22 protein-coding genes are annotated in these 20,747 nt (G+C 30.7%); all 22 read right to left on the reverse strand.

Features of this window, described 5'->3' with window-relative positions; translation table 11 throughout:
* Positions 1-8: 8 nt before the first annotated feature.
* The gene (locus L1S49_RS01300; RefSeq protein ID WP_073019176.1) at positions 9-857 is read right to left on the reverse strand and encodes a YitT family protein; all 849 of its coding nucleotides are present in this window, start codon (positions 855-857) and stop codon (positions 9-11) included.
* Between the two features lie 176 nt (positions 858-1,033).
* Positions 1,034-1,978 carry a transketolase family protein gene (locus L1S49_RS01305; protein ID WP_238902222.1) on the reverse strand — a complete coding sequence of 315 codons (945 nt, stop codon included), beginning with the start codon at positions 1,976-1,978 and terminating at the stop codon, positions 1,034-1,036.
* Positions 1,978-2,802, reverse strand: a complete 825-nt coding sequence (locus tag L1S49_RS01310; protein ID WP_021803539.1) for a transketolase — start codon at positions 2,800-2,802, stop codon at positions 1,978-1,980. The genes L1S49_RS01305 and L1S49_RS01310 overlap by 1 nt, the downstream gene beginning before the upstream one ends.
* Positions 2,803-3,030: 228 nt before the next feature.
* Positions 3,031-3,384 carry a type II toxin-antitoxin system PemK/MazF family toxin gene (locus L1S49_RS01315; protein ID WP_034856351.1) on the reverse strand — a complete coding sequence of 118 codons (354 nt, stop codon included), beginning with the start codon at positions 3,382-3,384 and terminating at the stop codon, positions 3,031-3,033.
* Positions 3,385-3,391: 7 nt separating this feature from the next.
* Positions 3,392-3,634: a hypothetical protein gene (locus L1S49_RS01320; RefSeq protein ID WP_021803541.1), complete on the reverse strand. Its 243-nt coding sequence runs from the start codon at positions 3,632-3,634 to the stop codon at positions 3,392-3,394.
* 107 nt (positions 3,635-3,741) lie between these two features.
* Positions 3,742-4,902 carry an alanine racemase gene (gene alr, locus L1S49_RS01325; protein ID WP_238902223.1) on the reverse strand — a complete coding sequence of 387 codons (1,161 nt, stop codon included), beginning with the start codon at positions 4,900-4,902 and terminating at the stop codon, positions 3,742-3,744.
* Between the two features lie 24 nt (positions 4,903-4,926).
* Positions 4,927-5,547 (reverse strand): germination lipoprotein GerS-related protein, encoded by a 621-nt coding sequence (locus tag L1S49_RS01330; RefSeq protein ID WP_238902224.1) that lies wholly within the window; start codon positions 5,545-5,547, stop codon positions 4,927-4,929.
* A 53-nt stretch (positions 5,548-5,600) separates the two neighbouring features.
* Positions 5,601-7,103 (reverse strand): NAD(P)H-hydrate dehydratase, encoded by a 1,503-nt coding sequence (locus L1S49_RS01335; RefSeq protein ID WP_238902225.1) that lies wholly within the window; start codon positions 7,101-7,103, stop codon positions 5,601-5,603.
* 8 nt (positions 7,104-7,111) lie between these two features.
* On the reverse strand, positions 7,112-7,483 hold the full coding sequence (gene acpS, locus L1S49_RS01340; protein WP_238902226.1) for a holo-ACP synthase: 372 nt from the start codon (positions 7,481-7,483) through the stop codon (positions 7,112-7,114).
* Between the two features lie 290 nt (positions 7,484-7,773).
* Positions 7,774-8,082, reverse strand: a complete 309-nt coding sequence (locus tag L1S49_RS01345) for a DUF6514 family protein (protein ID WP_021803546.1) — start codon at positions 8,080-8,082, stop codon at positions 7,774-7,776.
* A 211-nt stretch (positions 8,083-8,293) separates the two neighbouring features.
* Positions 8,294-8,860: a hypothetical protein gene (locus L1S49_RS01350; RefSeq protein ID WP_238902227.1), complete on the reverse strand. Its 567-nt coding sequence runs from the start codon at positions 8,858-8,860 to the stop codon at positions 8,294-8,296.
* Between the two features lie 285 nt (positions 8,861-9,145).
* Complete coding sequence (locus tag L1S49_RS01355) at positions 9,146-9,808, reverse strand: ribulose-phosphate 3-epimerase (RefSeq protein WP_238902228.1); 663 nt, start codon at positions 9,806-9,808, stop codon at positions 9,146-9,148.
* Between the two features lie 20 nt (positions 9,809-9,828).
* Positions 9,829-11,361 carry a phosphomannomutase/phosphoglucomutase gene (locus L1S49_RS01360; protein WP_238902229.1) on the reverse strand — a complete coding sequence of 511 codons (1,533 nt, stop codon included), beginning with the start codon at positions 11,359-11,361 and terminating at the stop codon, positions 9,829-9,831.
* Between the two features lie 30 nt (positions 11,362-11,391).
* Entirely contained in the window at positions 11,392-11,838 is a 447-nt protein-coding gene (gene rpiB, locus L1S49_RS01365) for a ribose 5-phosphate isomerase B (protein WP_238902230.1), read from the reverse strand.
* A 136-nt stretch (positions 11,839-11,974) separates the two neighbouring features.
* Positions 11,975-12,646 carry a ribulose-phosphate 3-epimerase gene (gene rpe / locus L1S49_RS01370; protein ID WP_021803551.1) on the reverse strand — a complete coding sequence of 224 codons (672 nt, stop codon included), beginning with the start codon at positions 12,644-12,646 and terminating at the stop codon, positions 11,975-11,977.
* Positions 12,647-12,722: 76 nt separating this feature from the next.
* Positions 12,723-13,754: a zinc-binding dehydrogenase gene (locus tag L1S49_RS01375; RefSeq protein ID WP_073019163.1), complete on the reverse strand. Its 1,032-nt coding sequence runs from the start codon at positions 13,752-13,754 to the stop codon at positions 12,723-12,725.
* A 15-nt stretch (positions 13,755-13,769) separates the two neighbouring features.
* On the reverse strand, positions 13,770-14,810 hold the full coding sequence (locus tag L1S49_RS01380; RefSeq protein WP_238902231.1) for a galactitol-1-phosphate 5-dehydrogenase: 1,041 nt from the start codon (positions 14,808-14,810) through the stop codon (positions 13,770-13,772).
* Positions 14,811-14,852: 42 nt separating this feature from the next.
* Entirely contained in the window at positions 14,853-16,124 is a 1,272-nt protein-coding gene (locus L1S49_RS01385) for a PTS transporter subunit IIC (RefSeq protein WP_238902232.1), read from the reverse strand.
* Between the two features lie 81 nt (positions 16,125-16,205).
* Entirely contained in the window at positions 16,206-16,484 is a 279-nt protein-coding gene (locus tag L1S49_RS01390) for a PTS sugar transporter subunit IIB (protein ID WP_021803555.1), read from the reverse strand.
* 41 nt (positions 16,485-16,525) lie between these two features.
* The gene (locus L1S49_RS01395) at positions 16,526-16,984 is read right to left on the reverse strand and encodes a PTS sugar transporter subunit IIA (protein ID WP_021803556.1); all 459 of its coding nucleotides are present in this window, start codon (positions 16,982-16,984) and stop codon (positions 16,526-16,528) included.
* A 75-nt stretch (positions 16,985-17,059) separates the two neighbouring features.
* A complete protein-coding gene (locus L1S49_RS01400; protein ID WP_238902233.1) occupies positions 17,060-20,011 on the reverse strand; it encodes a sigma 54-interacting transcriptional regulator in 2,952 nt (983 codons plus the stop codon).
* Between the two features lie 262 nt (positions 20,012-20,273).
* Positions 20,274-20,723 (reverse strand): small multi-drug export protein, encoded by a 450-nt coding sequence (locus L1S49_RS01405; RefSeq protein WP_021803558.1) that lies wholly within the window; start codon positions 20,721-20,723, stop codon positions 20,274-20,276.
* Between the last annotated feature and the right edge of the window lie 24 nt (positions 20,724-20,747).

Below are 20,747 nucleotides of genomic sequence, written 5' to 3' on the forward strand. Positions count from 1 at the left end.
TCCCCCTATTACTCTAACTCTCCAAACCCTTCACCTAATACTTCATGTGCCTCTCCTACTGTAATAAATGCTCTAGGGTCTATTTCTCTTATATAATTCTTAAGTTTAATAAATTCTGTTCTCCCTAATACTGTATATAAAATACTGATATTATTTTTATTAAATCCGCCTTTTGCAGTAAGAAATGTACATCCTCTATCTAAATCATTTAATATAAATTCACTTATTTCCATATTCTTATCACTAATTATCTTAATTTCTTTTCTAACTTTGAATCCTTCTATTACCTTATCTATAGTTAATCCATTCAATATAACACTAAAAAGTGCATATAATCCAACATCAATTCCAAATGTAATAGCTCCGGCTAAGGTTACTAAAAAATCCACTGCCAACAGAGACTTACCAATATCCAGCATTATATACTTATTTAGAATCTTTGCTAATATATCAGTTCCTCCTGTTGATGCATTTACATTAAATATAAGTGCCATACCGAGAGAGCTAATTAATGTCCCAAAAACTGCCGCTAACATTAATTCTTCAGTTACAGCTACAGGATTTAAAAACTTTTCAACAGACCACATTACAAACGATAAACCAAAACTTGCGTATATAGTTTTCGCTCCAAAACTTCCCCCAATAAGTAAAAATGCTAATGCAAATAATATTAAGTTCAATATAAACACGAATGCCCCAGTATTAATCCATGGTAAATAGCTTGTTAGTACTATAGCAATACCAGTAACCCCTCCAGCTGCTATTTTATTAGGTATAAAAAAATACTCTAGTGAAAATACCACCAAAATTATTCCTAATGTTATAAAAAAATAATCTCTAAAAACAGTTTTTTTCATAGCTACCCTCCTCATAAAATAGTTTTTCATATTAACAATTATTTTATCCTTTTTTTATCATTCTATTTTTTGTATTGGAAATTATTAAGTTTTAATATCACCTTTAATATTTTAGCTCAAAAATTAAAAACAGTATAGCAAATTATTCTTGCTACACTGTTTTTTCTGTTTTTAAATTATCTTTTTAAAGAAATAGACTTTTTAACAGCCTTAACTATTTCCTCTGAAGTTAATCCGTAAACTTTAAGAAGTTCTTCTGGTTTTCCACTCTCTCCAAAAGTATCTTTAACACCAACTTTAACAATTGGAACTGGATATGTTTCTGCTAAAACTTCTGAAACTGCTGATCCAAGTCCACCTATAACATTATGTTCTTCAACTGTAACTAATGCACCTGTTTCTTTAGCTGCCTTTACTAGCAGTTCACTATCTATAGGCTTTAACGTATGTATATTAATAACTCTAGCATTAATTCCTTCACTTTCTAATATACCTACCGCTTCCAAAGCAACATCTACCATTATTCCGTTAGCTATTATAGTTACGTCATTACCTTCTTTTAAAGTTACACCTTTTCCTATCACAAAAGAGTATTCTGGTTTATCGTTTATTATATTAACTGCCGCTCTACCTAATCTTACATAACAAGGTCCATTATATTCGGCTACAGCTTTTATAGCTGCTTCTGTTTCTACAGAGTCACTTGGTGAAATTACTGTCATGTTTGGTATACTTCTCATAAGTGATAAATCTTCTATTGCTTGATGAGAAGCCCCATCTTCTCCAACTGTTAATCCAGCATGTGTAGCACATATTTTAACATTTAATTTAGGATAACATATTGAATTTCTGATTTGTTCAAAAGCTCTTCCAGCTGCAAACATAGCAAAGGTACTTACAAACGGTATTTTCCCACATGTAGAAAGCCCAGCTGCTACAGACATCATATTCCCTTCAGCTATTCCCATGTTTATAAATCTATCTTCACAAACATTTTTAAAATCTGCTGTTTTTGTTGACTTAGATAAATCTGCATCTAATACTACTATGTTCTTATTAACTTGTCCTATTTCTGCCAAAGCCTTTCCATATGCTTCTCTTGTAGCTATCTTTTTACCCATTAGTTTTCTCCTCCTATTTCTCTTAACGCTTGTTCGCATTGCTCTTTATTAGGTGCTGTTCCATGCCAAGCTGCTTCATTTTCCATAAAAGATACCCCTTTACCTTTTATTGTTTTAGCTATGATAGCAGTTGGCTTATCTTTCGTAGCCTTGGCTTCTTCTATAGCATTCAGTATATCTTCATAATTATGCCCATCTATTATGATTGTTTTCCATCCAAAAGCTTCAAATTTCTTGTCAATTGGAGATGGATTCATTACTTCATGTATATCCCCATCTATTTGAAGTCCATTAAAATCGACAAATATAGTTAAATTATCTAATTTATAATGTGCAGCACTCATAGAAGCTTCCCATACCTGTCCTTCTTCTAATTCTCCATCTCCAAGAAGGGCGAAAACCCTATAGTCTTTATTGTCTAATTTTCCTGCCAAAGCCATTCCTACAGCAGCAGATATCCCCTGCCCTAATGAACCTGTTGACATATCTACACCTGATAAGTCGTTCATATTAGGATGTCCTTGAAGATTTGATCCAAGTTTTCTTAAAGTTTTTAATTCTTCTACATCAAAATACCCTTTTCTTGCCAAAGTTGCATATAAAACTGGAGCAGCATGGCCTTTTGATAATACAAATCTATCTCTATTTGGATTTTGAGGATCTTTAGGATCTATTTTCATCTCATTAAAATATAGTGTTGTTAGTATATCAGTTGCTGATAAAGATCCACCTGGATGCCCTGACCCTGATTCAGTAAGCATGGATACTATATCCTTCCTTATTACTTTAGCTATTTCTTTTAGTTCAGCAATTTTATTACTCATACTTGTCCCCCCTGCTTAAAAATTTATTTTTCTACGATTATTTTCCAGTTGCAATTATAACATATAATATAACATTTTGTATATACAATTTCCTTATATAAGCTATATTTTTTACTGTTTATTTTTATTGTGCTATACTATTTAATTTAAAATAAAAATAGGTTATTTAAAATTAATCAATTTTAAATAACCTATTAATATAATAATACTTTTAAATTGAGTCTTTTCTTAAGAAAGTCCTAAGCTTATCAATAAAGCTTTATCTACTTTTTTCATATCGCCTTCAGTCATATGACCAATTTTTTCTTTTAACCTTCTCTTGTCCAAAGTTCTAACCTGCTCAAGCAATACTACTGAATCTCTATTTAATCCATATTCTTCAGACGAAATTTCTACATGAGTAGGAAGTTTTGCTTTGTTTATCTGAGAAGTTATTGCAGCCACAATAACTGTTGGACTATACCTGTTTCCGATGTCATTCTGGATTATAATAACCGGCCTTATGCCTCCTTGCTCCGATCCTATTACCGGACTTAAGTCAGCATAAAAGACATCTCCTCTTTTTACTACCATATTGGTCATCTGTCTATCACACTCCGCATAACCACTTCTCGTATTCATCAGTTTCTTGTATACAAGAATCCATACAAGTTTCAGCTAATTCTAAATTAATCTGTGCCATTTCTTCGTAGGCTTTAATTATTTCTGATTCGTTTAAAACTACTTCTTGACCCTCAATATATAATATTAAGTTGTTTTCATTAAATTTACTGTTTTTTTCATTATTATTGAATAAATTTAGTTTTATAGAATTATCCTTTGATATAGACATAACCATTCCTCCTAGGTAGAAAAAGAGTTTATGTACTAATTATATTGCAAATTATGTCAATATGTCAAAGGATTTTATCTCTTCATTTTCCATATTTTAGTTTTTAATTACACATAGTTTCTTATTTTGACAATTTTCTCATTGTTTATGTAAACTCTTGGCACTCTTCTGCCAATCATACATATAATTTCATAATTTATTGTATCTAAAAGTTCTGCTAAATCATCTGCATTAAATCTTGTATTACCATGTTCACCTAAAAGTATTACCTCATCCCCAACTTTTACTGTACCTACATCAGTTACATCAATCATACACTGATCCATACACACAGCTCCTACTATGGATGCTAATTTTCCATTTACAATTACCTTTCCTTTATTAGAAAGTGCTCTTGTATAACCATCAGCATAACCTATAGGCAATGTTGCTATGACTCTTTCCTTATCTGTTTTATACTTTCTTCCATAGCTTATATACATATCTTTAGGAAGTGTTTTAACATGAACTACACTAGTTTTAAGAGTTAATGCTGGTTTTAAATCTAGTCTTTCTTTTATAACTTCATTGGACGGATAATATCCATACATTATTATTCCTGGTCTTACTGCATTAAAATGTGCCTCTGGTAAATCCATTATTCCAGCACTATTTGATGCATGCTTTATATTAATTTTAATTCCTTCATTCTCTAGGTCATCAACAAACTTATTAAACTTAGCTAGTTGCTCTACTGAATAAGTTTTATCAGCTTCATCCGCTGTAGAAAAATGAGTAAAGATTCCTTCAATATTAATATTAGGTAATTTACTTATTTGTCTAACAGCTTCCATTCCTTTTTCATTTGGCAAGAATCCTATTCTTCCCATACCTGTATCTACTGCAATATGAATTTTAGCCGTTTTATTTTTTTCTTGAGCTATTTCTGAAAGTTTCTTTGCGTACTCCAGATCATAAACGGTCTGCTCTATATTATTATTTAATATATCTTCTGCAAAAGTTAATGGTGTAAAACCTAAAATTAATATCGGTACATTTATTCCAGATTTTATAATCTCTAAAGCCTCTGTTATTAAGGCTACAGCTAAATCAGTAACTCCAGATTTTAATAATATTTGAACAATATCCAAAGCTCCATGTCCATATGCATCTGCTTTAACTACTCCATATATTTTCTTGTTTTCACAAAGACTTTTTATTTGTTTTACATTATGCTCTATACGTCCTAAATCAACTTCTGCCCATACAGGTCTAATACTATTTTCCATTATTCACACCTCTTAATACTCTCTCTATTCTCCTAAATCAAATAGAGTTTCATCCACCTTAGCATCTCGTATAAAATTATTATAAAAGGCTTCTACTACTAATTCTCCTTTTTTATTAAACACTAAAAGCTTTTCTGGAACTCTTTCGTATATATCTACATATAATATGGCTCTATCTAAATTAGGATTATTATTATCAAGCACTACGTTAACTTTAAGATATCTCTTATTTATCTCTTTATCATACTCCATCTCCATAGTACTTCCATCATTTAAATACTTAGAAAGATTGTTAATAAAACTAATTGAATAAAAACTATAATCTTGAGTTGTAGTCTCATAGCCTTTATTTAAAATTTTATCCCAAACTTTAACCTTTCCTTCATTATTATACACCTGTATTCTATCTTCTCCAAAGTCCACTCTATTACCTTTATTGTCACTATAAAGTTGATTAGTTTCTTCTTTTATTTCTCCTCTTGAATTTTTAATAACATACCTTACGTCACATTGATAACTTTTAAGCTCTCTTATGTCACTTATAATTTTTTCATCACTTCTTGAGAACTTCAAGTACACTATTGAGCAAAAAGATAAGCCTATTACTAAGAATATAAGTATTAAAAACAGGATTTTTCTCTTCATAATTCCTCCAAACTAATTAATCCTACATTAATACTATTATCACATAATTTTATTTATTCATCCTTTGATACAAACTCTTTTAAAAACAAAGGTAAATTTTCTATTATATTGCTGGCATTAACTATATACATTGTTTTTGATAGTTTTTCTCCTATATATCCATGCAAATATGCGCCTAATTTTGTTGCTTGAAATACATCTAATCCTTGTCCCATCAAAGCACCAATTATACCTGATAAAGTGTCTCCCATTCCCCCTGAAGCCATGGCGCTATTTCCAGTTGGATTAACACATACTCCATTTCCATCAGATATTACCGTATACAATCCCTTTAACAATAAAACCACATTATATTCTTTGCTAAATCTTTTTACTAATTCTATCCTATTTTCGTTTACATATCTTATGGATTTTCCAGTTATTCTACTCATTTCTCCTGGATGAGGAGTCATCACTACCTTACATTTACACTTATGTAACAGACTCAAGTTATTTTCTAGTACATTAATTCCATCAGCATCTATTAAAAGTTTACCTTTAAAATTTTCAAGAATTAATTTTAACTTATCAAGAGTTTCAACTGTATTTTCAAGTCCAGGACCAAAAACAATGACATCAGATTTATCTATAATTTCTTTGAATTCTTCTGATTCATAGTCCCCAACCATAGCCTCCGTTAATTTGCTATCCAAAGAGGGCTTCAACGTTTTATCTGTATACAGATAAACCAGACCCGCTCCTGCTTTTACTGCAGCTTGAGTACTAAGATATGCTGCGCCTGAGTACCTATTACTTCCTGCAACAACACACACTCTACCAAACTTACCCTTATGATAATGCCTTTTTCTTTTGGGTATAAGATTTTTTACATCTTTTTCTTCTAACATCCAAATACTTTCGGATATTTCTTTTTCAATTTCATTAGGTATTCCTATATTCTCTACTATTAGTTCACCGATATAATCTAATGCTTCGTAATTTATAAAACCTTTTTTAATCGATTGAAATGTTATTGTTTTGTCAGAAATTATAGCTTCTCCTAAAGGAACTCCTGCATCACTGCAAAGTCCTGATGGAATATCTATTGAGATCTTATAAGCTTTAGACTTATTTATTTCATTTATCAGCTTTGAATATATCCCATCAGTATTTCTATTCAAACCAGTCCCAAAGATGCAATCTACCAAAACCTTGCACTCATTTATGCTTTTTTTGAAAACACTTAAATTTTTATCCTCTGACATCAAGATGATTTCTACTTTTAGACATTCTAACAACCTAAAATTAGTATTAAAATCACTTGTTTTTCCACTAGTATCTGTTGCTATAAATACTCTAACTCTCTTATTCAAATTAAGTAGATGCCGTGTTAATGCTAGTCCATCACCCCCATTATTTCCGGGACCACATATAATTAGTATGTCATCCAAATCTTTAAAGTGTTTCAATAGAGAAAATACCGCATTCTCCATCAATAAAATACTTGGAATACCCCACTTGTCTATTGAGATCTTATCCATTTCTCTTGAAGACTTAGAAGTTAGTATTTCTATCATATTTCCTCCTATATTTTTTCTAATACTACATATGCAACTGCATTTGTAGTATTATGAGATATACTTAAATGAATTCTTAGATTTTCTTTTCCCACCAATTCCTTAGCCTTTCCATGAAGTAAAATGCCTGGCTTCCCTAAAGTGTCTCTTATTATTTCTATCTCTCTTAAAGAGAACCCTCTTACCCCTGTACCTAACGCTTTTGAAAAGGCTTCTTTAGCTGCGAAATTTCCTGCTAAACTCTCATACTTATTTTTTTTATTTTTAACGTACAATATCTCTGATTCATTAAAAACTTTCCCTAGAAAACTTGTAGTTCTTTCTATTGCATTTTCTACCCTATTTATTTCTATTATGTCAACTCCTATACCATAAATCATAAGCTTCCTCCTGAAGTTTCACTTTATATCTAAAATTTTATACTTAAATTATATAATTACAACTAACAAGTTTTCAAAATAATAATTTTTTCATAATAAAAAAGTGGCTTGCGCCACTTCGCTAGGGAACCCTATGGTTCCCTTCGACGACACTGCGTGTCTAAGCACCCTCCTTGACAGGCATGGGAGCACAACCTCCCCTGCACCCCTTGCCTTTTTATTGTATAGCAAAGAGTTCACTTTCCTATACAATAAAAAGAAAGAGCTCTAAACCCTTTCTATATTATTCTTTAATTAGGAAAATCCATAACACATTCGTCTATTGTTTCTCCTAAAACATCTACTAGATGTATAGGTGATACTCTATACTTATAGAGTAAATCTACCATATTTTCTACTTTGTTATACACTGGAGAAATCTTATTTATACATTCCCTCTCTATATTTATTAAATTTTCATCATTGAAGTCCATCCTTTCAACTTCTATGCCGTAGGCAACCATATTTCTATAGTCGGTTTTAACTAATCTGTACGAATACTCATACCTACTGTTATCTTGTACACTTTCAACAACTTTTTCATTCTTTAAAATAATCATTGATTTTTCTCCCCCTTAATAACTTATAAATCCCCTTTGGCATAAAATAAACTCTAAAAAAATCATATCATAATCTACTAAAAAAACTTTGTCAAACAATGGTTCAAATAAAAAAAACTTTCTATTATTTATAGACAATTTATTTGTAAAAAGAGCAAATCTGTAAACAACTTCCTCCTAATACCCTTTGTTAATGGGGGTTAAAATCGAATTATTTAGTTTTTTGTGGTATTATTTTTGTTAATTCTACATCAAAAGACAAATATGCACATATATCTTCTAAAATAAGTATTGATGCTATTGACATAGGCAGCATATCTTCTCTTACATGAGCTAGTGAATACCTGTTTTTATAACTTTCTGCGACTTCTTTTCTAAATTTAATATCTTTATATATCTCATTCAATATTCTACATAAATCTTCATATAACTTAATTATAAAAGTTTGCTTCTCTTCGTAAGAGTACTTTTCACTTAACTCTATTAAAGTATCTATATCAGTATGTTTATATGTAGTTTTTAAATTTTCAATTAAATTTTCTCCTACATAACTACCAATTATCTCTTCATTAATTAGAGCAATCTCACCTTTTGTATTAAATAAAACCATAAATTCTACACTTGTTTTCCCTATGGTCTTTAGCTCCTCTATAATCTGCTTTATATTATTATTAAACTTAGTAGTATAGTTAGTCTCTAACATGAAATACTCTACTTCTCTTGCACATACTAAATTTATAAACTCAAAAAAACTTTTTGACGATATTTTTTTATCCAAGCTAATCCCCTCCTTATGCCAACTTATTCTTACTATTCAAGTACTATTTTATGCATAAGCAGTTAATTTTATTACGAAAAAAGAATCGGATATACCGATTCTTTTAAAAACATCTCTCTAAAAATTCCCTTTTCCATAGCTGAAATTTGTGTATACGTTAACAACCCTAATTGAATTATACCAATATTCGTAAATAAAATCAACTCTAAAATAAAATTGCTATTATTATATTTCATATAAATAGAGAATGTTACAAATTTCAAACTTATAACATTCTCTTTAACATTATTTAAATATTAGTTCTCTTACTATTCTTGCTTTATCTTTATAGCTCTCTTTGTCTTTATTAAACAATGCTGATGTTCCTAATACATACGTGTCTATGTCCCTATTTTTCAACTCTAAAATAGTGTTTTTATTTATACATCCATCTACTTCTATAACAGGTTTTCTGTCAAATGAATTCATATATTCATTTAATTCATCTATTTTATTCAATACGCTATAATTAAACTTTTGGCCTGCAAACCCTGGATTTACCGTCATCATTAAAACCATATCTATTCTTTTCAAATATGGCTTAATACTCTCAATAGAAGTTTCTGGACTTATTGCTAAAGATACCTTTATTCCTTTATTTCTTATACGTTCAATATCCTCATCTACATTTTTACTTGCTTCTATATGAAATGACATAAATTCCGGTTTTAAATATGAATACATATCTATGTATTTTGGTACGTCTACCGTTGCTAAATGTATATCTAATGGTATTCTCGTAGCCTTGCTTATAGCCTCTAATACATATGGTCCCATAGCTAAGTTATTAACAAAAACACCATCCATAACATCACAATGCAGAAGTTCAATATTTGCTTCCTCTAGCCTCTTTAATTCTATAGCTAACTCTAATTGATTAGCACACATTATAGATGCAGCTAACTTCATATTACTCAACCCCTTATAAATCATTGTACAATTATAGTATATTTAGATATATTAGATAAGTCTAGTTCACTATACTTTTCCAAGAAAGGTGCTAATCTATCTAATATTTTATTTACTCCTCCTATACTATCTGATTCAACATTAAGAGGAAGTACGGGTTCATGTAGGGACAATCTAAGTAGAAACCACCCATCTCCAGAATTTTCATTGCAGTTTATCTTTATTCCTTCAAAGTTTTCATGATCTACACTCCAACCTTCAACTTTATAAGCATACTGCTTTACTCCACTTATTACCTGTTCCCCATATGATTTAAAATTCTCTCTTCTTATCTTAAGTCTTATATCTTCACTTTCTTTTGGATGTTTTAATTCCCTAATAAGGCTTGATATCTCTTTTCCTTCTTCTTTAAGCTTAGCCATTTTTATTAATATTTTAGCTATAAGATAAGCACCATCATCTAAAAAGTAGTTTTCCTTTAAAGCTGCATGGCCAGATGTTTCTATAGCTAATTGACTATCTCTGCCTTCTTCATTTAATCTTTTAGATTCGTTTATTACATTTTTATATCCTCTTTTGAATCTATGATGAACTCCACCTAAAGTACTTATAAACTCAGCTAATCCTGTAGATGTTACTGAATCAGTAACTATTACTGATTTTGGATGTTCTTCAAGCACTATAGAAGATATTAGCCCTATAAGAGAATTTTTATTTATTTCTTCTCCTGTATTAGATACTATTGCAGCTCTATCTACATCAGTATCAAAGATTATCCCAAGATCTGCATCCCATTTTAACACGGCCTTTTTTATAGATTCCATGGCCTTTTTATTTTCTGGGTTAGGAATATGATTGGGGAAAGTTCCATCAGGGTCTAAGAATTGACTTCCTTCTGTATCAGCTCCAAGCTCCATTAATACTTTATTAGCAAAGAAACCTCCAGCCCCATTTCCAGCATCTACTATTATTTTTGCTCCATCTAGTGGTTTATTGTAATTTTTCTTTGAGTTTACTGATGACCTGATTTTATCAACCAACAAGTTTGAATACTCATCTATTAAGTTTACTTCTTTAAGTTCTCCCTTAGTTGTATAGCTCATCTCGGAGTTGTAGGTTGAGAATAAGATATCTTCTATATCTTTCTTCTCACAACCCCCTTCTTTAGTGAAAAATTTAAGTCCATTATAGTAATAAGGAAGGTGACTTGCCGTTATCATTATAGCTCCATCACATTTGTAATTATCTAATAGTGTTGTCATAAACATAGCTGGCGTTGTACTCATATTACAGTCATACACATCACACCCTACATTTATAAGTAAATCTATTAAAGAAGTTCTAAGCTCTGGTCCTGACAATCTTGAATCCATACCTACTGCTATTTTTATCTTACTTTTACCGCTACATTTATTTTCTTTTAACCACTTTACAAATCCATTTCCTATAAATCTTATTACCTGAGGTGTTAGATTTACTTTATGCTCTGACGTTTCTATAGCTATTCCTCTGATATCTGTTCCATTCTGTAACTTCTTTAATTCTTCTATCACAATAAATCCCCCCTTTATCTATAAAAACTTCTATATATTACCTTGTTCTACAGCTGTAATACAATCTAATCTATCTTGATGACGTCCACCTTGAAACTCAGCATTAATCCATATATCCACTATATCTAAAGCTAGGCCTTCTCCTATAACTCTTTCACCTAAACATAATATATTTGTATTATTATGTTCCTTAGTAGCTTTAGCTGAAAAAGTATCTCCAACAACTGCTGCTCTTATACCATCAATTTTGTTTGCCACTATAGACATACCTATTCCTGTACCACAACATAATATTCCTAAATCACTTTTTTTATCTACTACAGATTTTGATACACTTATAGCATAATTAGGATAATTAACGCTTTCAGAACTAAATGTACCATAGTCGTCTACCTCTATATTCTTAGATGTAAGGTATTCCTTAATCTTTTCCTTCAATTTAAAACCACCGTGATCGCAACCTATTGATATTTTCATTTTTATCATCCTCTCTATATATTCAATATTTATTCTGTTGTAAGAAAGTAAATGACGTAGTATAATTAATTATTAATAAAAGAATAGGAGAATACTCGCAATATTCTCCTTATCTTTATTATTAAAATGTGAGGGGTTAAGGGGTATTAATAATTTCATTTATTTTATTATTAAACAAATCAATATTCTCTGACAAATCTTGTTTAAATAAAGATGAACCTATAACAATATCTCTAGCTCCACACTTAATAACATCTTCTATGTTATCTATGTTTATTCCCCCATCTACTTGAATAGTAAAGTCGTAATTACCATCCTCTTTTATCTTATTTAATTGTTTTATTTTCTCTAAAGCAAAAGGTACAAATGCTTGTCCTCCAAATCCAGGCTCAACAGACATTATTAGAACTCTATTTAGTAGTGGATAAACATATTCTAAGCACTGTAGTGATGTAGCTGGATTTATAGCTACCCCTGCTTTAATTCCAAAACTTTTTAAATAATGTATACTTTTATATAGATGAGTCGCTACTTCTGCATGTATTGTTATACTGTTTGTACCTGCCTCAACCAAAGTTTCAACAAATTTATCTGGATCAGTAACCATAAGATGAACATCAAATTCTGCATCTGTCAATTTTCTTAAAGAAGCTATTTGGTCCAATCCGAATGATATGTTGGGAACATAGTGTCCGTCCATAAGGTCTATATGGATTGATTTTATATCTTTTTGATTAAATACTCCGAAATCCTCTGCGTAATTACATACATTTGCTGATAACAATGATGGTGAAATTATTATATCCATTTATATCCCCCCTCAATCTTAAGTTCTACTTCTAAAGCTACTTTATTAACTTTATCTTTTATTACGTCTTTAGTTATTAAGATTTTATAACAACCTTAATTTCGCTTCCTTGCATAGCTGCATCTATACCGTCTCTCCAGTTTTCAAGGTCTACCATTTTAGTTACTAATGTTTCAGTATCAACTTTTTTATCTCTTAGTAATTCTAAAGATGTTATCCAAGAACTTGGTTTTTGAGATCTAGATCCAATATATCTTATTTCTCTTTGAATAATAGCTTCTTGATCTAATTCATTTTTTACTTTAGCGAATAAGCCTACTTGAACAAAGTCACCTTTTTTCTTTGTAAGTCTTAATCCTTGATTTACTGCATGGATAACGCCTGAACAATCGAATACCTTATTAGCTCCATATCCATTAGTTTTTTCCATTACTATCGCATCTAAATCTTCTTGAAGTAAATCTACAACTAAATCTATACCTAACTTTTTAGCTAATTCCATTCTTTCTTTATCTTTTGTAACACCTGCTAATATTACATAAGCACCTTGAGATTTTACTACTTGGCTAAGAAGTAATCCTATTGGACCTGGTCCAAATACTAATGCAACTTCGCCTGCATTTATAGTAGTTTTTTCTAATGCTGCATGTACACAACAAGCAAGTGGTTCTGTTAATGAAGCTGCTAATAAGCTAACATTTTCAGGTAACACATGAACACTTTCTTCTCTTGATAATACATACTCTGCAAAACTTCCATTTGCTTGAGTTCCTATACCTTTTCTAGTAGAGCATAGATTATAATCTTTACTCTTACAGAAATCACACTCACCGCAAGTTTCAAAAGTAGTTTCACTAGTTACTCTGTCTCCAACCTTTACCTTTGTAACACTTTCACCAACTTCTACTACTACACCTGAAAATTCATGACCCAGTACTACAGGTGTTTTTATGTTTCCATATTCACCTTTAAAAGAGTGTAAATCCGATCCGCATATCCCACTATATTCAACCTTTATTTTTACTAGATTTTTTTCTGCCTTCGGCTCTTCTATATCTAGTAATGCCATTTTGTCATATCCTTTTTCGGTTTTTGTCAATGCTTTCACTTCTAAATCCCCCCTCTAGTCTTGTACTATCATTATTTTGTTATATTCTTCTTTTCTATCACCTATCATTTTAAAAGCTTTAGCTGTATCTTCTAGAGTGAATCTATGTGATATTAACTCTTTTAATTTTATCTTCTTTTGTTTTACATACTCTATACTCTTAACCCATTCTTGTCCTGGGAAAGGTGCTGAATATGAATTCCAGAATCCTTGGATATTTAACTCTTTTCTAAATATTCCTTCAAAAGCAGCCTCTGATAATTCAATACCAGCATGACCAATTCCTTGATATCCTATTTTACCTTTCTTTTTTGTAACAAGAAGGCATTGTTCTTGAGTTATTTTTGAACCAGCACATTCAATACAAATATCTACACCCATTCCATTAGTTAATTCTAGTATTCTTTCTACTGGGTTTTCCTTCAATGCATTAATTGCAACATCTGCTCCAAGATTTAAAGCCTCAGATATTTTTTTATCAGATATGTCTACTGCTATTACTCTCTCAACTCCAGCTACCTTAAGCCATTGAATTGTTAATTGACCTATAGTACCAGCTCCTAGAACTGCTACAGTATCACCAACTTGAGGTTTAATATTTAAAACTCCATGTAGTGCTACCGCTAATGGTTCTATCATAGCTGCTTCTTCATAGTCTATCTCACCTATCTTTAGGACATTTTGAGCTTTTACATTTACAAATTCTGCAAAACCTCCATAAGATTGTGCTCCTAACATTCCATAACTTTCGCAAAGTGAGAAATGACCTTTTTTACAATATTCACATTCAAAACATGGTTCAAATGGAATAGCAACAACTCTATCTCCTATTTCTACGTTTTTAACATTTTTACCTTTTTCAACTATATAACCTGCAAATTCATGTCCTAATATAGCTGGTAAAGGATACTTCCAATTTTTTAATGCTCTTGGAGGATCTGACCCGCATATACCTGCCGCCATTACCTTTATTTTAACTTCATCATCTCCATAAGGTTTGATATCTATATCTTCATACCTTATATCTCCTACTGAATGCAATACTGCTGCTTTCATAATTTCCTCCTTTTAACACATATTATTTATATAGTTAAAGCTTTAGAAAAAAGCTTTAGCAAGCTCTGCAAATTTTAATATTAACCAGTTAAATAAGTTACCACCCATATCTAAACTTGATATTTGAGTCATTCCATTTGGCATATTGAAGTCTGCATTTGCCATCATTGCTGTATGAACATCTGCAAAGTTTGTTGCCATGAATAATGATAGTGCTATAAGTATAGTTCCTGTAATTACTGAGTGAACAATATTTCCTTTTCTGAATCCAACTATGAATGCCATGTAGAATGGTAATGTTGCTAAGTCACCGAAAGGTAATACTTTGTTTCCTGGTAATATAACAGCTAAGAATATTGTTATTGGAACTAATATTAAAGCAGTTGCCATTACTGATGGATGACCAACTGAAACAGCTGCATCTATACCGATATATAGTTCTCTACCTGCATATTTCTTTTGAAGCATAGTTTTAACTGCTTCTGATATTGGAATTAGACCTTCCATTAATATCTTAACCATTCTCGGCATTAGAAGCATAACACCACCCATAGATATACCAGTTTTGAATATTGAACCAACATCTAAACCTGCTAAAATACCAAGTATACATCCAAGTATTAATCCCATCATCATAGGTTGACCGAATATACCAAATCTCTTTTGAATAGTTTCAGCATCAGCTTTTATACTATTTATTCCAGGGATTTTGTCTACTACTTTACCTATTAAGTATCCTAATGGAGCAAATGCTGCTGTAGACCCAGTAGGAAGAGATATACCATCAAGTTCATAGAATTCTGATACCATTGGAGCTGTTTTATCTGCAACAATTAATACAACGATTTCGTATAAAACTGCACAAAGTATTGCAAACCACCAGCTACCTGTAACTATATATCCAGTTGCTCCAGCTGCTATAAAGTGCCAGTAATTCCATATATCTATGTCTAATGTCTTTGTTGTCTTAGTGAATATCATTATTAAGTTTACAGCTAAACATATTGGAATCATTATAGCTGCAATTGGTGATGCCCAAGCTGCTGCTGCTGCTGCTGGCCAACCAGCGTCAATTACAGTTAAGTTTAAACCAAATCTCTCAACCATTTGTTGAGCAACTGGTCCTAATGTGCTTGTAAGTAAGTTTGCAACTAAGCTTATACCTACAAAGCCTATACCTATGATTATTCCTGAGTTAAATGCCTTCTTAAAACCTGTACCAAATATTAGACCGATAATTAAAATTGCTATTGGTAAGATTGCTGTAGGTCCGATACCTAAAACGTACTGAACGATTTCCATAAGTTTGTCCATTATAAATTCCTCCTCAAATATAAATTAAATATTATTTAACTGCCTCTCTATCTTTAGAATAAAAAGACAGTGTAAATCTTTTTACTTAAGATAACTTAATATCTTTTCATCTAACTTTTCTGTACCAATTCCAGTTATATAAGCTGTTGCTTTTAAAGCTGGTATACTATAAGTTGTTGGTAAAATAGTTGTTGATACTATTAAGTCTGCCCCTTCTTGCTTAGATGCAACCTCTGCAATTTTACATTGAATTACTTCTGCATCTATTCCATTTTCTTTAACCAATCTCTCTACTCTGTCACAAACCACTGTTGATGTTGCTATTCCCGCTCCACATGCTACTAAAATACGTTTTCCCATAATAAATTCCTCCTAATAATTCTTTTATTTTTTAATCAATGTTAACTTGCTTCTAGTATGCTCTTAATTTCGTTTACATCTTTTGATGAAATTATCTTTTTAACAACTTCTTCTTCTTGGATTAAACCCATTAGTTCTTTTAAAACCTCTAATTGACTATGAGGTTTATTTAAACCTAACATAAAAATTAAATTAACTTCCTCTTCTTGAGTTTCGTCATCCATCAACTTAAATGTTATTGGTTTTTCAGGCACTATTATAGCTATAAATTGTTCCTTTATATATTCTGCCTCTGTATGAGGAATGGCTACACTATAGTTTTCCAATTTTATTCCTGTAGGGAATACATCTTCTCTCGACAACAAACCTTCTAAGAAGTCGCGTTCCACATAGCCATGTTTAAATGCTTCGTCATGCATCATTTGAAATAATTCATTTCTATTTTTGCAAGGTAGATTTACTTTTATCAATTCTTTCTTAATATAATTATTTATCTCCATCCCCACTTCTCCTTCCTGAGCTAGATACTATTTATATTAGCAAGGGACATGCCAACATTGTGGAATATTTTGATTTTATGAAAACATTTTCTTGATATCTTTTACAGATTGAGCTGTTTTCAGCTTTTCAGTAAGATCCTCTTCCCTAATCATGGAAAATAATTTTTTAATTTCTTGTCTATTATTTTCTTTTAATGCCAACATCACTACTAAATCTACCATAACTTCACCTTCCCACTGAACTGGATTATTTAGTTTTGCTATGGCAATTGCCGGTTTTATCACGTTTTCTGGCAATCCGTGAGGAATTGCTATTGTATTATTAAATATTCCACTACCCATGGCTTCTCTTTTATATAGACTTAATATAAATTTGCTATTAACATATCCCTTAGCTTCTAAAGCTTCTGCCATTTTGTCTATAATGCTCTCTTTAGATAATTCATCCATATCTAAAAACAACAAGTCGTCTTGTATCAAATCTATTAATCTTTCTTCATTTACAACTTCTTCTTGTGTGTATATATCCATAAATTTAGATATTCTGCTTATTCCTTTACCATTTAATATACTTTCATAGGATACAAATGGAACATTGCTTATCTTAGGATTTATTGTTCCACAAACTGCTACCACATTATATTCCTCTGAAAGTAACTCTATCTCCTCCTCTATATCTTCTTTATTTATAAAGCCCATAGGGAATATTTCTATATCTTTATTATCTCTTTTTAAGTGATTTTCAAGATATTTCTTTATACTTAGGGCATTACCTTCTCCAGTTAAGCATATTGTTACTAAAGCTTTTTTCTTTTCATCTACATTTGCTCTACTAGATATCTCTGACTTAAATGTACCCTGATATAATCTTGACTCCTTTAATTCTTCCATTATATTATCAAGACTATCTCCCTCTATTGAAGCTTTTCTAACTGCTTCCAAAGCTAGTAGTGTATCAACTCTTCCTATTGTTTTAGCTCTTATTCCAGTCCTTTCTTCAATAGCACTAGCAAATCCACCTAGGGACCCCATATCTACAAGTAAAAGACAACCTTTACCTTCATCTATTTGTTTAACAACTTTTATAGTTCTCTCTAAGGCACTTTCTGGGGATTCATCTAGAGCGATTTCTATTCCTATAGTATCATCAACTCCTAATAGTTGATTTACTACATCTGCCATCCCTTCTGCTACATGTCCATGAGTTATTATAATAACTCTTACTTTAGGTTCTAGTATTAATTCATCTGAACAAAATTTATTAATATATAGTGCTATATATCCTGCTTCGTCATTTGGTATTGGTAGATTAGTAGCTTTTTCTATAGTCTTCCTAATTTTTTCTGCAACTTGGAATTCTTGTGGAAGCACCTTTTTAGTAACATCTATATTTGATTTTGTTATACTCTTCCCAGTAAGTACTCTCTCTATAGTAAAGTTAATGTGTATTGCAAGTGCTATAAAAAAGCTGTTATTTATAAACTTATATTTATCCCTTACAATATCTAGTATTTTTTCGGTTATGTTTATAACTTCAGGTCTTACTATAGTCTTTAATTCATTTATATTAAGCACCTTTGTTATATTTTTATTATCAATTATCCTTCCTAACTTACCTTCAACTTTTTGCAAAAGAATTTCATCAATTTCTTCTGACTTCATTCCTTGACTCTCAAGATTCTGGAACTCATTTTCTATATATTGATATATCTCATTCTCATTTACGTACTTAGTAATTTCACTTTTATGACTTTTCATATTTTTAATATCAATATATAGATCGTCAGTAACTAAGCTCATTATAGTTTTGTTTATTTTATTTCCTTTTAAGAACTCACTTTTAATAATGTTACTTAAGTCTTCCATATCAATAATTACTTCGTTAATGTTTTTAGACATGTATTTAACATATCCTTTTGCACATATTACTTGTATATCACTCTTAAGCTGTCCGATATTCCCTTGACAGTTATATAACATTAAACACATAAGTACATCTCTAGTTACTAAAAGATTTCTATTAACTCTATTGGCTTCTCTAACTAAAAACATTGTTATAATTTCAAGCTTTTCTGATAGTGGTCTATCTGTTAGCTTAGGCAATTCTATTAACATTGGAATTCTTCGCCTAAAGGTTAATAGCAAGTTAGATTCTGGATTTTCTGTTGTAGCCGCAAGTATTAAAACATTTACATTTCTTTCAGTATTTGTCTCTCCTAGTTTTCTATACTTACCTTTATCTATTAAATAGAATAGAATTTCTTGTCCCTCTGGAGGCAGTCTATGGATTTCATCTAGAAATAGTACTCCTCCATTAGCCTTTTCCACTAATCCTTCTCTATCTGAATTGGCTCCGGTATATGCACCTTTTACCACACCAAATAATTGAGATATTAAAAGATTTGGGTTTTCAGCATAATCTGCACAGTTAAATATGATAAATGGAGCGTCTTTAGATTTAACATTGTTAGCTACAGCAAATTCATACATGCATTCTGCTAATTCACTTTTACCTACTCCTGTTCCCCCGTATATTAATGTATGTAATCCATTTGGTGGGTAAAGTATAGCAGCTTTTGCTAAATCAATCTTATTTTTAAGACTTCCTCTATAACCTATTAATTTTTTAAACCCTGATTCATCTTCCTCTGTTTTTTCTTCTCTTTTTATATATTCTTTAAATGTATTAGAAGATTTTTCAATATCTTTATTGTCATCATTTTTTGATTCAGTATCCTCTAATAAATCTTTCATATTTCTAGCCACAATATTTCTAGAGATATTGTATCCTCTTTCTATCATCAGATCAGTTATCTTCCTCTCTGACATGTTTGGATTTTTAGTTAGAATATCTTTTAAGTCCTCTAACAACATTTTTTTTCTTCTATCTCTAGAGTCTGGAATATTTAGTTTGTTTCTTTCACTGATAATCTTTAATCTAGGTAAAGATAATATTTTAGCTAATTCTTGATCTGTATAAGGATTCTTTTTATCTTCTTGTTTAATAATTTCTACTAGTTTTTCCATATCTATATCACCCCGTTACTGAATCTAGCTTATATTTCGACTGATCTACTATCACCACCTCTCAATAATAATAATTAATTTTATGTTAATAAATTTCTAATGAAATATTATTATATACTGTTTTTTTTATTTAGCATAGTTCATTATCATATAATTTGAACTTTTTATACCAATATAACAAGCAATATTTATGCCAATTTATCCTTTTATTCCAAATAAAAAAGGCCATCAAAATTGATAACCTCTTTAATAAAGTATTCTTTTAAAATAAAGCTGGGAAAATCATACATAAAACTGTTATTAATATAGCTGAACCTGCTGCTCCTACTGCCGCACAAAACATTGACTTTTTAAAATCCAATCCTAAAAAAGCCGCTATAGCTGTTCCTGTCCACACACCTGTAGTAGGAAGTGGTATAGCTATAAAGGTTATAAGTCCAATTTCCTTATATTTTTCAAGATTATGTTTATTTTTACTTATTTTATTATCTATAAGATTTGTTATCTTTTCAAATTTAGGATATTTTTTTAACCACTTATAAATAGCATTAAATAGTAGCAAAATAAAAGGAGCTGGTATTAGACTTCCTAAATAACCTACTATAAATGCTTGTAGTGGTTCCATTCCAGCATAGATAGCATATGGAATTGCTCCTCTTTGCTCTATTAGTGGTGTTGCAGACAATAATAAAACCCAAAATAATGAACTCATTAATTAATATCTCCTATTCTAAAA

Origin of the sequence: Clostridium sp. YIM B02506, assembly GCF_022324845.1 — a bacterium.
In the GTDB taxonomy this organism is placed as follows: domain Bacteria; phylum Bacillota; class Clostridia; order Clostridiales; family Clostridiaceae; genus Clostridium_T; species Clostridium_T intestinale.